This is a genomic window from Pedobacter sp. KBW06, from assembly GCF_003852525.1.
GTDB lineage: Bacteria > Bacteroidota > Bacteroidia > Sphingobacteriales > Sphingobacteriaceae > Pedobacter.
On the sequence record NZ_QAJL01000001.1, the window covers coordinates 2,363,319 to 2,380,605 of the forward strand.

Here is a 17,287-nt window from a genome sequence, read left to right on the forward strand (position 1 = left end):
ATTATTTTTAACGAATATTTTGAGGGATCCCACTTAAGCTAATCTCCAGATCCGGAATGGGAAATACATACTTTGGATCATTTGGGGCTAACTCATATACCTTGCCATTCAGTGTTCTTTTTAGTTTTTTTGCAGTGGAAGGATCTCGGTTTAATCTCCGTAAATCCATCCAACGGGTGCCCCTAAAAAGAAGTTCCTTCCGTCTCTCCACTAAAATAATAGCCAATGCTTCATCAATATTACTTGGCATTCTTCGAAATAGTGTCCCGGATTTGTATCGTTTATCCAACAGAACATTTAACACATTCATCGCAGATTGAATTTCACCTAGCCTAGCTAAACACTCACTCTTTGTCAAAAGAAGTTCATCTGTTGCAATACCGTTAAATATGGACGTTGTTCCCGAATAGGATCCTTTAAACGTCTGCTTTCCAACTGACTTATTTAAATAAAAAAAAGCAATTTTTCTCAGATCATTGTCTTCGTATAATTTATACAAGTCCTCATCAACTATAGACTGACGAAATATAGTTGAGAATGTAGTGTAGTGTAAAACCTCGTTTAACAGAAAATTAAAAGGACTTACATCAACACTTAGATCCAAGGTATTGTAATCTGTAAGTGCGCTGTAAATCCGTAAACTTTTATCAGCATAATCACCGGCCTTTTTATAATCCCCAATGGATAAATATACCCTGGACAATAAGGCATAAGCAGTTGCTTTACTTGGCTTAAACCGACTATTTAGGTTAACAGTCACAGGTAAAAATAAAGCTGCTTTTTCCAAATCCCGAATAATCTGATCATAAGTTTGCGCTACACTCGCTCTGGTATACTTTTCTGTAAAATCAGTGCTTAATTTCAAGGGAATACCTAGAGCGACTTCTGCATTTTCTATATGATATACTTGTCCAAAAAGTTCCTGTAGATTATAAAAAGCATTTGCTCTTAAAAACAGTGCCTGGCCCGTCAAATCATCATGTTCAACATTGTTCTTTTCCGTCGTTGCAATCTTTGCAACCCCTTCCAATACTACATTTGCATAGGCAATGTTACGATACAAATTATCCCATTCGAAGGAAGCGGTTCCTTCATATATATCCGACTCCCAAATATAAGCGTTTCTTTCCGCTCGACCTAAACTTTCATAAGCAGAAGTGGTTAAGCTTAAATCATCTGTACATGTTAATTGTATAGGCGACATTGCCATTGTAATCAGATCCGAATTATTTAGTAACTTTTGAAAATCTCCCAAAGTATTGGGGATCGATAAAGTCTTGTCCGAAATCTCTTCCAAATACTTTTTACAGGACAAGAGAGAACTGGCCAGAAAGACCAGTATTATAATAGTTTTTTTCATAATATTAAATGGTTAGCTTAAATCCAAATGAAATGGTTTTTGGTCGAACAAAAGAGCCCCCAAAACTAGCAAAGAGTTTTTCATCAGGATCGATTCCTCTTCTATTTGAACTCCAGATAACTCCAAGATTTGCTATATGAAAGAATAGATTTACATTCCGAAAAGGTAGATGCGGAAATCTGGACCTCAAAAAGGAATAATTTAGGCGTAAATCCTGTAAACGGATGTGATCTGCCTTTTCTACCAAAATTTCTGAATTTTTATAAAATAAAGCCCTGCTGTAATCTGCAGGAAAAACCATAGAAGGCACATTTGTTTGTTTCTCATCGCCGATTTTTTGCCAGCGTAACGCAAAGTCAATTTCCCCCATTCCAGATCCACCGTTTGAAAGTAAACTATAATAATCTATAGAATTTCGACGAAAGTAGTATCCAAATTTTCCACTCAGATTAAAAGAAAACTCAAAGCCCTTATAGGAAAAAGCATTCATCAAATTTCCAGTGACGACAGGAACAGCAGAACCATGATAAATCAACGATCCTGGATCTAATGTAGATGCGATTTTGGCATAATCTTTACTGAAGCTCTCTTTTAGATATCCAATAGGATCCCCAGTCTGCGAATCTAGCCCCGCCCATTTATAACTGTAGAATCCTTGCAAGGGCCTCCCTTCTACAAATCTTCCTCTAACATAATCAGAATTTGAATTTAATGGATCGGTAGTCGATGAAACAATATTAGTTGTATAGCTTAGATTAAGGGAACTAGTCCAACTAAAATTTCCCCTAAGATTCTCGGACCGGAGCTGCAAATCCCAGCCCTGTCCTTTTATTTTTCCTGAATTTAAATTCGGTGAATTTCCTGATACACCAACAACCGGAGGCAATACTACAGGCTGGATTAAATCTACCATGTTTTTATAGAACCACTCAATCCCCCCTGAAATTCTGTTTCTTTCAGTTGAAAAATTCACCCCTGCGTTAAACATACCCACTTTTTCCCATCGAAGTTCTGGATTTGGAAAATTACGAATTCCAGACGATGGTTCCCTAAATAGAGAATTTTGGCCTAAATCACTTGTAACAAGGTATGCGGTTAAATCCGTCCGTACATTACCCGTATAACCAAAACTTGTTTTCACTTTTAATTCAGGCAACCAATTGATACGGTAAAAGGCTTCTTTACTTAAATTCCAGTTTAATCCTACAGACCAAAGGGGTAGCCATTTTTGGTTAGTTTTAACCCCGAAAATATTTGCTGCATCATTTCTGACACTACCAAATATTACATATTTATTTTGATAGCTATAAGTCATAGCGCTATAAAAAGAGATATTACGTTGTGAAGTAACGGCAAGCAAAGAAGTTGCATCGAAAGGAATACGACGAGTTCCCCCTAAAATAGTGGGGTAGTAATTAATCGGATCTATTGAATTACTTGTCTCATGTATAGGATCGTAACCTGCGAAGGTATTGGTATAACCGCCAGTTTTCTTTTGTAGCAATTCAGCGCCAGCTATAAAATTCAGCTGATGGCCATCAATCCAATCGTTATTGTAATTAAGTTGTGCCCGAAAGTTTTTGCTGTTATAGTCATTGTTCGAATTTCTCAAAATTCCCCCAAAAGGTATAACTCTTTTAACACTACCCGTTACAGGATCAATTTGGCTAAAAGTGTTAATTAAATCACGTGCATAAAAACTATCCTGATCGTATTCCTTCTGATTTAGTGTATTACCAGATCCCAAAACTGTATTAAGGTTAACATTCAATTGTTTAGAGAAGTTAATTTTGGCTCCTAAGCTAAATTGATAATCCTTTGTGATACTGATATCCTTTACCTTTCCAATTTCATCCAAAGGACGATAATTCCAGTCCAACAATTTTTCATTCCATTTATCCAAAAAAGCTTTTTTATAAAGGCTATTTACTATTGCATTACTGCCATCTTCTTCTTTCAAACGCACGTAAGGGTACAATGCAGACGATGCTGAATTCGGGGTAAAAGCGTCAAATGGCAAGCTATTTTTATGATTCAAAGCATAACTAATTGCAGTATTGATTTCCAACAAACGATTAAAAAAACTATAGTTATAATTCGCCTTTAACGTTAAGCGATTGTAACTATCCCCTTTAGTACGATATAGATTTTTATCCCAACCTGCTGAAACAAAATAATTTTGCTGTTCACTACCTCCACTGACATTAATATGATATCGCTGGGCCACCTCCTTTTGAAATCGATATTTACTTAAATCGTCGCGAATATCATTTTTGCTTAATTCGTTTAACCTGGTTTCCAAGTCAGAATCATTAATTTTTCCCTTTTTATGATCTACCAGTGCTTGTATCGCTGGTGTCAAACTATTATAAGTGCCCGAATCTCCTATAAATAAATCAAACACCCCCTTATTAAATAAAAACCTTTCTTTTTCGATATAGTCGGAAATAGACATCCTCGGCCATTCGAACAGATCCGGCTTCTGGCTAACATCAATATCCACCCCGGCGGAAACCTGAGTAGCCTGAAGGTAGGCACCTTTTTTACTAGTGATCACAATAACCCCGTTTCCAGCCTTTGCACCCCAGATAGCGGCAGCGGCGGCGTCTTTTAATACAGTTACGCTTTCGATATCATTAGGATTAATATTATAAATATTTCCTTCATATGGGAAATTATCCAAAATAATTAGCGGACTATAGAGCCCATAACTAAAAGAACTCGCACCTCTTATTTTAATCGACTGTCTAGCAGATTTATCGTCACCAAAAACACTTGATTTTTCAAAAACGATTCCACTGGAAATGTTTTTGATCCTGTTTAATATATCCGGCCCAGGCGTTTGTTCCAATGCTTTATTATCTATATAATCAAACGAGCCCGTCATTTGACCTCGCTTAACTTTCTGATATCCTGTATTTACCTCAACCTCTTTTAGTTCTCCACTGAGGGGTTCCATACGGAGTTCTTTTATTTTTAACAACTCTTTTACCTGAATATCCTTTGTTTTATAACCTACATAGGAAATGAGTAATTCCGACTGTTCATCTATTTTCTGCAAAGAAAACTCTCCTTTATTATCTGTACTGGCTGATTTACCTCCTCCTTTTACCCGGATATTTGCTCCAACTAGAGGAATTCCTTTTTCGTCGACTACTTTACAATGCACATCGATCTCTGTCAATATCGCAACAACGCTCCTCAAAAAGGAAGAATTTTCTTTTGATTTTCTTCTCACCATGACGGTTTTGTCCTCGATCATATAAATCAAAGGCTGGTTTTCAAGGCATGTTTTAAGTGCAATTTCAAGGCTTACATGTTCCAATTTAACGTTGATTGGTGCTAGGTTCTCAAAAGCAATATCTGAGTAGATAAAATCATAGCCACTTTGTATACTTATTGATTTTAGAATTTTTTTTAGCGGTGATTGCCTTTCGTTTAAAGTAATTTGAGCTGCGGCGACCTCGAAGGTCAACGTAAGAAAAATTGCAACTAAGAGCATGAATAATCTCATAATCTTGGGTGTTGACAAAAGGTTGCTATTATGCCTGTCAGGCTCATTTTTTTCATTAATTTTCATTAATTTCGATTGTTTGGTTAATTGTTATTTTGTTCCTTCAGAGAATTTATTCTAACAGTACCGGACAAAAAAACGGGGATAGGTCGAATGATCCCCGTTTACCTTCCAGACTCATTTACGATAGTTATGGCATTACAATAACCCTCCTTCCTTCGATTTTAAAGTGGACATCTCCCGTAAATGAAAGTTTATCCAGGATTTTGGAAATATTAATATGTTTATTAATTGATCCTGTAAATGGTCTATTTTTCACCTTGCCCTGGTAAACTATCTCAATATTATACCAGCGAGCCAGCTTACGCATTATGCTTTCAAGATCTTCGCTTTCGAAAATGAATTTCCCATCTTTCCAGGCAATGGACGCTTTAACATCCGAATCCTGAACGTGGATTTCCCCTGATTTGGTGAACGATGCCTGTTCACCAGGTCTAAGTATTTGTCTATTGTTCAACATTATAGATCCTTCCAGTAAGTTAGTATGAATGGCGGGTTCCTCAGAATAACTGTTAATGTTAAAATGTGTACCCAAAACCCTCACCACCTGATTCCCGGTTGTTACTATAAAAGGACGTTTTTTATCTTTGGCGATTTCAAAATATGCTTCTCCCAGCAATTTAACAGCACGAATGCCGTGCCGATTAAGTCCGGCATCATAAGTCAGGCTTGAAGCCGCATTTAACCAAACTTTAGATCCGTCTGGCAAACGTAATTGAAAGGTTTCACCCCTTCCTGTTGAAAGGGTATTGATATTAACTGTGCTACTGGTATTTGTGTTATTTTCATAGGTCAAAAGACTATCGTTTGTTTTAGAAATCTTAATTCCAGATTCACTCACTAACAGTCCATTTGCTTCATCTGACAATATGATTTTCTTGCCGTCTGGTAAAGTAAGACTTGCTCTGTGTACCCCAGGTGCGATATCATATGATAATCTATTACTGATAGGAAGTTCTGTAGAGGACTTCCTAAAGACGAAAAACGCAATATTACCTATAAGAAGGAGCGATGCTGCGATCGCCGTGAATCTATATGACCTACTTCTTGAGACTTGATCGGCAGCAGGAGTACTTTCCAAAATACGCGCCCATAGTCTATTCCTCTTCTCTTCCAGCTGCTGATCCGTAAAAATTAACCCTTGATCTCGTCCAAACTGCAAATACCAGGCGTCGAGTATCATCTGTTCCTTTTGCGTAAGTTTCCCTTCTTTACATTTAAATAATAGCTCTTGTGCTTTATCTGTATTCATGGCTGTAAAAGGATATTATTTTCCCATTATACCAACACTACAGTTCAAAGCTATTCTGGTAGTAGATTTAATTTAAAAAAGATTAAAGTGGCATAAATACAATAAGGAATCGGATCTTCAATCGCAGTATTTTTATTGCATTATTGATCTGTTTTTTAACAGTTTTATCTGAAATTCCCAACTGATCTGCGATTTCCTTATGAGATTTATGATATATCCGACTCAGTTGAAAAACTTCACGCATTTTACGTGGCAAGTGCGTAACCTCTTTTTTTATTATTGATGCAAGTTCCTGTTCTCTGACGGTCTCTTCAGTAGACCAACTACCCTTGGTTAGAAAATCTTCCAATGACTCCAGATAAGATTGTTTTATTTTCCGGTGTGCGAGTGCATTCAACACTCTGTTTTTTATCGCTCGATAAAGATAAGCTGCCAAATTATCTTTTAACACCAGCTCTGGAGCTTTAATCCACAATGAAGTAAAAATTTCATGCAAAATATCTTCGGTCTCATCTTCGTCCATAAGAATCTTGTAAGCGTGGAGGTAAAGTAACCCCATGTACCGATTGTAGATTTCAGTAAATGCTGCATGATCCCGGGTCTTTAATAGGCTCGTTAACTGCTCATCGCTTAGTCTCGAATAAGTATACATTTTCTAATAAAAAAAATTGTCCCCGGAGTAATTCAGTAAATAAAGCTATACCTTCTATATGTAAGAAACAAAGTTTTTTTATCATTCAGCAAATCATCAACTGTTTTTTATTTCATCTTATTTGACTTTAATCAATTGACATCAAACATACTACAGTTCAGGTCTGATTTTCGCAAGTTCACGAGATCACACCCGATTTCACTTTTTTTTTCAATTTTATTCATTTTGCACGATGTGAATTGAGAATAAATTTCATTTATAGGTTGATCCAAATAGAAATGTCCATATCAAGTGGAGCTAAAAAAATTATGCTACCAATCTAAATGATCAGTGAATAACACCAGAGACTCATGAGTTCTAATTTTACGATGATGGTACATGTAGAGAGATCAACTTAGTAATGCGATTAAGCCTTTAGGGAATAATCAGTCTTTTTTATAGCCGTAGTTAGGAGTTCTTTATTCCTTAAATCCACAAATTACTTTCAAAAATGTTACCCTCTTTATCAATGGAAAGAGGTACCCCAGAACACTGTAATGTTTAATCAATGTACCATCATAACCATTCACATCTGTGTATAGATATATTCACATAAAACATCTGCCTTAAGAATATCGCAACTTATAGGACTAAAAGCAGATTTTAAATGTTCCAGTATTGATAAACAGGTATATGTCAGTATTGTCCCTGGTAACAACTGGACATAAATTTAATGGGTACAATCATAGGCATTAAACCCCTATCCTATTAAAATTGTACTCTTTAACAGATCTAGGCTTCTCTTTTGTGGCGGCTGATGACTTTCAGAGAAGCCCCCTTGAATAGTTAATTGAGTCGTTTTTGTTTATTCTTTATAACAGGAGTAATAGAAGAAATACCTAATTTGGCCTTAACTTCGGAGGTAATATCAATACCCTCATCCCAAATCCGTGACATACCAAAACCTTGTTGAGAGGAATCAAGTACATAAGCTAAGCCCCTTTGTTTTGCAACAGCTTTAACAGCAGCAATAAATTTATCGGCACAGGGAGTAAGTAATTCTGCCTGCTTTGTTCCAACTTCCTTTTTTGCAAGTAGTGTGGCTTGTTCCGCCCGATTTTTCAAGGTATCTAGTTCGGCATCCATTATTTGATTTAGCTTCATAAAAGCATCTTTTTTTTCGGCATTCAAGGCATTTCTTTTGGCAAAGGTCTCCTCATCCTTCATTTTTAGTTCCTTCTGCATTTTGTCAATCTCTACACGTTTCATTTTAATGAAAGTATTTAAACTAGATTGAGCTGCAATTACTTCGGGCATTATTGCCAATACAGACTCAGCGTTTACGTGCCCAATTTTTTGCTGACCCAAAATAGATTGCGCAGTGCATAGCCAAAGGATAAGTAGCAAGGAGTTTTTTAAGATTACATTTTTCATGGCTTTATACTTCACTATTATTAATTAAGAAACTATATCACTTTAATGTATATTTTTCACCCATACTAAAGACATATGCCATACAAAGACATTGCACGGTAAGTCTGTACAATATGGTTTTCTGAGAATAATATTCTATTCGTTACTCGCTTTTGGAACTATTACTTTCCCCAAAGCATTTTTGATTGCAGCAACAAGAGCTTCTTTATTCTTTAAAAGCATTTGATTATTTTCAATTATCTTACCTTGTTTATCAATAAGAAGAGGAAATGGATAACTACTAATATTATAATGTCTGATTACCGCTGCATTGTAACCCTCCTCCCCCGCATTTAAGTTAATGACGTTAGGTTCTTGCTTTGAAGTGAATTTCCCAAGTCCTTCTGTCAACCATTCTCTCCTCTTGGTAGGACTAATAGTTATAAATACTACATCTTTATTATCTCTGAACTGTCTTTCTACATCTTTAAGAGTTAAATCGTAGTAATTTTTACACGCGCCACAGCCAACATACCAAAAGTCCATTAACACGATTTTCCCCTTTAAACTCTCCATACTCACCAGTTTTCCGTTTTCATCCTGTAAGTTAAAATTGTAAGCTGACATCCCCTTTCCAGTTTTCTCTATAGCTGAAAACACTTTAATATTGTCAGGATTCTTTATCATTGGCCTAGCAAGATTTATTAACATTTCAGGTTGCTTCAAATATCCATTGTTGTTCAGAAAAAAACAGATAAAGACCTTTTCACGAAATGATAGTGGTGTTATTTTTGCAATTGCATCAAAACGTTCATCCATTGAAATTCCCGATAATAAACCGTCTATATCAATCATGGATAAAAGGCCTTGATCAGCACTTATTGACAAATTCAAACCCTTTTCAGAAACACCATATTTATCAAAATCCACCCGGCTGACAGCAAACAGTTTTTTTAATTCTTCCAATTCGACATCTATAATTTTTAAACTTTCAGTTGATAGATCACCTCGCAATCTTAGACGCAATAAATCGATTACATCAAACAATAAGCCTCTCTCAAATGTCGTATAAATATATTCACCTAAAACATCAGCCTTGAGAACATTATAAATCAAAGGGCTCAACTCAGATTTGAAATGCTCAAGTATCGACAAACAAGTATCTAATCGTATTTTTTTTTGAATTACGCCAAATTTAATGTTCGCTGCCGAGCGTCTCGTCCATTCCTCAACACCTTGCTTCATTATGCTGTTTTTTGGTCCTACTTTAAATGTAATTTGAGGTGTTCCTTCCCAAACTCCATGTTTTTTAAGAACTAGAGTGTCTACGATGGCTCTAAAATTATACTTGGGACTGCCTTTTCCTGTTATAAGCCTATTTCTTTTAGTTATGCCATTCCTGGTAGAATTAGAGAAAATAATATTTATATCATCTCCAGGCTCAATTAATTCAATATCCGAATAACCTAAATTTTCAGGGTGGAATACCAATTTACAATAGGCTACCCTAGTTAATTCTTTTTTCGAAAAAGCAAAATGACCATTCTTTGCCACGGCTTTAAAAATGCGTTTATACTGGTCAACGCTTCTTTCATCAAGAAAAAAAATGCGTGAAGCGTGAGCTGCATCACAAATTTTAAGTTCAACGGTATCTCCATCTTTCAAGCCCGCATTAAAGCCGCTTAAAGAAAAAGTTTTAGATTTGTTTAACTCACCATCTTCTTCTTTTTGTGTATAACCCTTTATACTTAAGCAGAGCAAAAGGATTGACAATACATATATTTTCATAATTTAATTATTAAATTAAACACAAACAAACACTCCTCGCAGATTTAAACCGCTGTAAATCAAAACACTTAAACCTATTTATTATCCAAATCGGAAGCTTATTTTAGGGCAGCAACTCCTTTAATTTTCTAAAAAGTTTCGATCCTCTTAAACCTTTTGCAATAATTTTTCCGTCGGGACCAATAAGTAAAGTTGCCGGAATACTTTCAATTGCATAATAGGAAGAAATTTCATTTTCCCATCCTTTGAGATCTGAGAGTTGTGTCCATTGCAACTGATCTTTCTTAATTGCAGCTAGCCAACTATCCTTGTCAGCATCCAGAGAGATTCCGATTATCGCGAAATTTTTATTTTTATACATATCATAAGCCTTTATTAAGGCCGGGTTGGCTTTCCTGCAAGGATCACACCAGCTGGCCCAAAAATCTATCAGTACATATTTGCCGTTAAAATCGGAAAAACGAACGGGTTTACCTTCAGCATCATTCTGTGTAAAATCTAGCATCTGAGCTCCTATTGCACTTCTTTTTAATATGTTAAGTTCGGCCACTAAGCGCCTGCCCTGACCTGTATTTTTAAAAGATTCATCCAACTGGTCGGCTAATTTTTTCACTTCACTATATTCTCCATATTTAATTCTCTCAAAAATAAGATCTATGCTAATTGTACTTTTGGGATACCGAACTATATAATCATCTACCTTCGTTTCTCTATATTTTATGACTTGGGCAACTCTTTTAAGTATAGATAAAGTGTCTTCACGACTCGCCCTTGCAGCTAAAAATTTTTCCTGGAGCTTTACCTGCTCATCATAAAGTTCTTTAATTGGTTTGCTATATTCTTCATATTCATCCTGAGTCTTTGAACCGGTTATTTTACATTCGCCTTCATTCTTCATTAAACCAACATATCTTTTTAATCCATTCACTCCACTTATATTAATACTGCTATTCTCGGCAAAAAACTGCAACACCATACATTTGGTATACTCCATATACTTTTCATCGATATCTCGCTTTAGAATGGAACTTATATATATTTTTTGGGGGTGTGTTAATTTTTTACTCCATTTAAAAGTTTCATTAAAAACAGTAACAGTATCTACTTTAGGGAACTCCCCATCGTAATAATTTATGGTAATCTGCTTGCATTTAATACCTCTAATTGTTCCGGAGATATTACACATTTCAGAATGTGCAGATTCATAATTTGGTTTTGATGCGTCTTGAAACTGCGACATGCCAATTAATTGCAAATAAGTGCACAGGGCTAATGACATGATAAAAAATCTCTTAATTTTAATTTTCATTGTTTTATTTTTTGTACTGATATATTTTGTTATTTGTTTCCAAGAATAATATCCAATATTCCTTCATTCTCAATGATCATCATTCCGTGACGATCCGTTGTAATACCATCTTCCAGCAAGTAGGTGTAAACAGGTTTTGATCCATTCATCGACGTAGGCAAATAGCGAAATTGAAAATTGTTACACCTCTCTCTTAATACTGTTCCTACTTCGATAATATGAGTAGAAATTATAAAAAGGCAATTTCTATTCTCTGAAAATGCTTGGGAAACTGCTAGTGTAGCATCATAAGCATCCTTTACATTCGTTCCTTTAAAGAGCTCATCAAAAATCACGATGAGATTCTTTGGTTCGCTTACTTGCTGCGCTACCGTTTTAATACGAAGCACCTCGGCATAAAAATGACTATAACCCTGGCTAAGATTATCGGGCACATTAATAGAAGTAAAAAGTCCTTCCTTTACAGAAAAAATCATATTCCCGGCTGCAATTGGAAAACCCATATGAGCCAGATATATGGCTATCCCAAAAGACTTCATTAGCGTAGATTTTCCAGCCATATTCGCACCGGTTAAAAAAAGCATATTACTTTGATGATTGAGAGATAAACAATTTCTTACTCCTTTTTCAAACCATGGGTGATAGAATTGCTCAATATTAAGTGTATTTGTCTTCCCAGTTAAAGCGGAAGCGTAGCAAAATCCTTTTTTCTTACAAACCTGTGAAACCGCAACATAAACATCCAGATGATAGATCAACTGAAAAAAAGCTTCTATCTGCATTTTTAGACGATTTTTTAACAAAAAACCATACCAGGCCATTTTAAATGCGGATATTACTTTTGCATTTTTTTCAGTAGAAAGGAAGCCAAGTTTTTTTTCTAAAAAAAAACTTTTTGCGACCTTCATTTCCCCCAAACAGGGACAGTCATCAGCTGATAGCTGATTAAGAAAATCTGAAAGCTTGTTTAATACACTAATGGCTTTACAAAGACCATCATGAAGCATTTGATATCCACTGTCTTTGTATATAAAATAGAGTGTTTTTTTCCAGTACACCCTAGTTAGTACTGTGATAAAATGATCATCTCCCTTTGTCTTGAGATAATCTTCTGCAATGTTAAATTCCTCTTTTTCAAAGGGAAAATGGGCATTTTGCTTCTGGAAGTATTGAAAACTACCACTCCGTTTATTGATTTGCTCTGCATCCGACATCGGATGATTAAACATATTCTCCAGCAACTTCTCAGCTCCTTTTGTTACAACCTGGTTAAAAAGACTGTGGATAGAATCATGTTTATATTTTCCAAGAATATTTAAATCATCCAGTGTTTGTTTGTCTACAATAAATGCCATAGCTAGGAACCTTTCGTTTGTTTCTTTTTTAAAATATCGATAACACCTTCGTTTTGCAGGATAATCATTCCATGCCTATCTGCTGTAATCCCAAATTCCAGCGTGTAAGTATATTCCGGAATATTTTGATTCATCCTAGTTGGCAAATACTGGAAATCTATGTTATCAAATTGCTCTTTCAGAACTTCAGCTGCTTCAACAATGTGGGTGGATACGACAAACATTGAGTTTCTCTTTTGTGCAAATGCTCCAGTAATAGCAATGGTTGCGTCATAAGCATCTTTCACATTAGTTCCTCTAAAGAGCTCATCAAAAATTACCAGCAAGCTCTTGTTCTTATTAAGTTCCAAAGCAATTTTTTTTAACCGCAGCACCTCAACGTAAAAGTGGCTGGCTCCCATACTCAGACTATCGGGAAGGTTGATAGTTGTATAAATCCCATTAAGCACAGAAAATTCCATTCTCCTGGCAGGCACAGGGAATCCCATATGAGCAAGAAAAAGTGCAATACCCAGCGATTTCATGAAAGTTGATTTACCAGCCATGTTCGCTCCTGTAAGAAAAATCACGTTACCTTCTGGCGCAATTATCAGGTTGTTTGGAACAGCATTGTTAAGTTCAGGGTGAAAGACTCCTTCCAAAATAATGCAACTATATTCGGCTTGCAGAGCCTTTGCAAAGACAAACCCGCGCTTTAAAGCTATATTGGCTACTGAAATATAGACATCCAGCTGATAAATATGTTTTAAAATACTTTTAACCTTACTTATCTGACTGTACCTCAATAAGCCATCCAATTTCACCATCATCGAATATTGAATCTTATTTTTCCATTCCAACCTAAAAAGCACAGCAAACTCCTGATCCTCCAGCAGCTTTTGAATTTCGATTCGCTCCTTATAGTATGGATTCATTTCATTTTCTGGTATTTCCTTCAGAAAATGACGAAGTATATTAAACATCTCAATCAGAGCGACAATACCTGTATAAATAACCTTATAATCGTTATTTATAGAAATAAGGTTATTAAATTTTGAACCCAAATTATTGTTCTGAAGAGAAAGTCGACTTCTTTGATCAGTATGACTAAGGTAATGTTCTGCTGCTTCAAACACACTTCCTGAAAAGGGAAAAACTGCCGCTACAGACTGGAAATATTGAATGATGCTACTTCTGGTATTAATGCCTTGGACATTAGACAACGGATACCGGAACATTTCTTCTAGTAAATCGGCTCCACCTCTGGTATGGGTTTGATTAAATAATGTGTAAATTGAATTTCTCCCATGCTGCCCAAATATATTCAGATCATTGAGCGTCTGTTTATCAGTTGTAAAGCTCATTTGCTATTTTCTTTTACGTCTGATCAGTAAAACTGACCCTGAAATCAATAATAAACCAGGAAAAAAAACAAGAAAAATAATTTTTAGGATACTGATATAAAAATCATTTGTGAGAACGTGATTATCCATCGATGCTGTTGTGCTAACATCGACCGGAAATCGCCCGTAATTAAACCAACTGAATAAAGCTATATTGAATTTAAAATTTCCTGTCTTTACCTTAGTATCTTTCAGCAACACTCCATTGGCCATCAGATCCGCATCTCCGATCACAGCAATACGCTGTTCTTTTTCTTTGATTTTTCTGGTAAGTGATAGTGCAACAGGGAATGACCCTTTTTCATCACCTTCTACCGAATTGTAGAAAACCTCCGTGGAATCCAACACCAATCTTCCTTTTTTATTCCAGCTTTTGTTAGCATCACTCATTAATAATGATTCAACCTTAAAATTGCCATCTTTAGAATAATCTAGTGCAGCCACACCAGATGTTGATACAGGTACACTATCTTTATAACTTTTTACAAAGTCTCTACCCCACTTACCAGAAGCCGGTGTCAGATAGGGTAAAACAAAATCTATTGTGTATTCCTTAGTAGGTTGTACAAGCGTCCCCTCTTTTATCTGAATTCCAACATCTTTCAAAATCGGGCTCAATATCACCTGTTTCCCTGGTTCAGCAGTAACCAAAAGATTTCCACCTTCTTTTATATAATTCCGAATCTTACTTTCCACTTCAGGGGTAAATTCTTTTCTTGGGTCTGCAATAACAAGTGCTATGATATCGGAAGGAATATCTTTGACCTGTAAATTGAGTTGCTCTACATCAAATCCTTGATTAATCATCGCAAAGCGAAATTCCTTATCAATGGTGAACCTATTGTATCCTCTATCACCAAGCTTGTCTATCCCCCGTTCATACTCTCCATCTAAAAAGGCGATTTTTGAAAGGCCACTATCTGTCAACACCTTAAATGCAGCAGCAATTTCAGATGAGCCTGGCCAAAACATATTGTCGTCAAATGTTCTTAAAAAGGTGCTTTTCCTCTTATATTTCAATTGCATTACCAGTCTGTTCCGTTCTGGTTTTAGATCGATAAGGGTCCTTATTTCTTCTGGTGTTTTAAAGTAACTCAGGTCCAACTTATAAGCTTTGGCTTTGGTTTCTGCCATTTGTTTTAATGTCTTTCCAGGGTTTGACTTATACAGATAACTGGATTTCCCTGCTGGCTCATCGTAATAATAAACATATTTAAATTCCAGATCAGGCTTAAACCTGGTATATCTTTCCCACCGGTCCATGTCAGAGTTTCTAAATTTTGACTGACCTTGCATATAAGTCTCATCGAGTAGATTGACATACATAGTAATTTCCAACGGACCAGGAAGCTCTTTCAGTATTTTTTGAACATCTTTCGAAATAGTCAGGGAGCTATTCCGTGTCGTATCAAAATATCCGACAAAAGCTGGCCTGGATGTAAAATAGCCGATGAATAAAGCCAGGAAAAGAACAAAGAAATATCTGCTAAGCTTTAAAATAATCGGTTTTGAATTTCTTTCATCCTGAAGCTTTATGATGCTTGCGGAAAGAAAAACTGCCATGATCACCAAAAAGTAAATTACATCCTTTGTAGAAATCAGGCCAAAAATAATCATTGTTGATCGTCCGGAAATAGACAAAAAATAAGTGAGGTCTCTGACAAAATCTATATCCTGCCATAGATATCCGATATAGTTTAAAAAGGCAAAGACTACGAAAGTACCTATGGCAGCAACAACTTGGTAAGAAGTCAAGCACGACATAAATAATCCAATAGATGCATAAGCACCGAGCAGGAGAAAAATCCCGAACAACCCGGAAAGCAACAATAAAACGTCTACGTATTCAATAGTAAAATAAGCGGCAAAGACAAATAAACCCAGCCCTGCTACCAACAAAAAGTTAAAGCATATTATTGCAAAAAACTTACCAAAAATAATTTCGCTGATTTTCACAGGTGAAGAATACAACAATTTGATTGAATTGCTACTGATCTCTCTACTAATCAAGCCCATAGTGAGCAGGGGAAGGTATAAATATAAATTTTCAGCTACTTGTTGGAAAAGCCCATAAATAGGGATAGAAAATAGCGACATTGTGATTGACATCATTGGGGCCTTCAATTCTTGGGCTCTATCATAGCTTTCCATTTTAGAGACATAAGGTATTGCCGTTTGAATCAAAAATGCAATCAACATAAACCAGGCAATTGGTGAATAAAACAATAGTCTAACCTCTGTTATTGCAATTCTTAAAGTAGTTCTCATAAGCTGTTTTTATTTTGAGTCTTTTTAGACAATTGAGCAAATATTTCATCTATAGAATTCTTTTCTACACTGATCTCCCGAAGTTTCCAATCCTTCTCCACACTAATCTTGATAATTTCCTCGGTAATTCCTTCATCCCCATCAAAGGACAACCTAAAGCGCTTTTCAGTAAGCATCTCAATCTTGGTAATTCCTTTAATACTTATTAGATCTTCTTCCTTTGGAGGATTATCCATCATCATTAATATACAATGGGGAGCAACATAATTATTAAAAGCATCTATGCTATCTGAAAAAACCAGTTGCCCTTCTTCTATCATCTTGATTTCTTTGCACAAAGCCTGTACTTCAGACAAAATGTGCGTTGAAAAAATAACAGTACGATCCCTCGCTATTTCGCGAATCAGTGTTCTGATCTCCATAATCTGGTTGGGGTCCAATCCATTTGTTGGTTCATCAAGGACTACAAGTTTCGGGTAATGAATAATTGCCTGGGCAATCCCAACCCGTTGGCGATAACCACCAGAAAGATTCCGAATCAACCTTTTACCAAAATGAGCAATAGCACACTTTTCCTTTACTTCTTCTATAGCTCTTTTGATCTTATCTTTGTCCATTAATCTTAAGAAGGCACAATGATTCAAATATTCGTCAACACTGAGATCCTGATGCAATGGTGCCGTTTGTGGTAAAAAACCGATTTGCCGTTTTGCTAACAAAGGATCCTTATGTAAATCAATACCGTCTATATAAACATTGCCCTCTGTTTGATTCAGCACTCCACAAAGAATGTTCATCGTGGTTGATTTCCCGGCTCCGTTAGAGCCCAATAAGCCAACAATGCCAGTATGATCGATTTCAAAATTAATGTCTCTAATTGCCCAAGAAGAGTGATATCTATGGGAAAGGTTTTCAATCTTTACAATATTTCTTTTCATAATAAACGTATGTTTTT

11 protein-coding genes are annotated in these 17,287 nt (G+C 35.9%); all 11 read right to left on the reverse strand.

Going from position 1 to position 17,287, the window contains the following annotated elements; genetic code table 11:
• Nucleotides 1–7: 7 nt before the first annotated feature.
• Nucleotides 8–1,360 (reverse strand): RagB/SusD family nutrient uptake outer membrane protein, encoded by a 1,353-nt coding sequence (locus DBR43_RS09740; RefSeq protein ID WP_124580171.1) that lies wholly within the window; start codon nucleotides 1,358–1,360, stop codon nucleotides 8–10.
• A 4-nt stretch (nucleotides 1,361–1,364) separates the two neighbouring features.
• Nucleotides 1,365–4,940, reverse strand: coding sequence for a SusC/RagA family TonB-linked outer membrane protein (locus DBR43_RS09745; RefSeq protein ID WP_124580173.1), 3,576 nt, complete (start codon nucleotides 4,938–4,940; stop codon nucleotides 1,365–1,367).
• 124 nt (nucleotides 4,941–5,064) lie between these two features.
• Complete coding sequence (locus DBR43_RS09750; RefSeq protein ID WP_124580175.1) at nucleotides 5,065–6,186, reverse strand: FecR family protein; 1,122 nt, start codon at nucleotides 6,184–6,186, stop codon at nucleotides 5,065–5,067.
• A gap of 82 nt (nucleotides 6,187–6,268) precedes the next feature.
• Nucleotides 6,269–6,838, reverse strand: a complete 570-nt coding sequence (locus tag DBR43_RS09755) for an RNA polymerase sigma factor (RefSeq protein ID WP_124580177.1) — start codon at nucleotides 6,836–6,838, stop codon at nucleotides 6,269–6,271.
• Nucleotides 6,839–7,663: 825 nt separating this feature from the next.
• Entirely contained in the window at nucleotides 7,664–8,251 is a 588-nt protein-coding gene (locus tag DBR43_RS09760) for an OmpH family outer membrane protein (protein WP_124580179.1), read from the reverse strand.
• A 135-nt stretch (nucleotides 8,252–8,386) separates the two neighbouring features.
• Nucleotides 8,387–10,018 (reverse strand): TlpA family protein disulfide reductase, encoded by a 1,632-nt coding sequence (locus DBR43_RS09765; protein ID WP_124580181.1) that lies wholly within the window; start codon nucleotides 10,016–10,018, stop codon nucleotides 8,387–8,389.
• A 103-nt stretch (nucleotides 10,019–10,121) separates the two neighbouring features.
• Complete coding sequence (locus DBR43_RS09770; protein ID WP_233602922.1) at nucleotides 10,122–11,327, reverse strand: TlpA disulfide reductase family protein; 1,206 nt, start codon at nucleotides 11,325–11,327, stop codon at nucleotides 10,122–10,124.
• A 29-nt stretch (nucleotides 11,328–11,356) separates the two neighbouring features.
• Nucleotides 11,357–12,682: a MutS-related protein gene (locus DBR43_RS09775; protein ID WP_124580183.1), complete on the reverse strand. Its 1,326-nt coding sequence runs from the start codon at nucleotides 12,680–12,682 to the stop codon at nucleotides 11,357–11,359.
• Between the two features lie 2 nt (nucleotides 12,683–12,684).
• On the reverse strand, nucleotides 12,685–14,025 hold the full coding sequence (locus DBR43_RS09780) for a MutS-related protein (protein WP_124580185.1): 1,341 nt from the start codon (nucleotides 14,023–14,025) through the stop codon (nucleotides 12,685–12,687).
• Nucleotides 14,026–14,028: 3 nt separating this feature from the next.
• Nucleotides 14,029–16,332: a Gldg family protein gene (locus DBR43_RS09785; protein WP_124580187.1), complete on the reverse strand. Its 2,304-nt coding sequence runs from the start codon at nucleotides 16,330–16,332 to the stop codon at nucleotides 14,029–14,031.
• A complete protein-coding gene (locus DBR43_RS09790; protein ID WP_124580189.1) occupies nucleotides 16,329–17,270 on the reverse strand; it encodes an ABC transporter ATP-binding protein in 942 nt (313 codons plus the stop codon). The genes DBR43_RS09785 and DBR43_RS09790 overlap by 4 nt, the downstream gene beginning before the upstream one ends.
• Nucleotides 17,271–17,287: the final 17 nt, after the last annotated feature.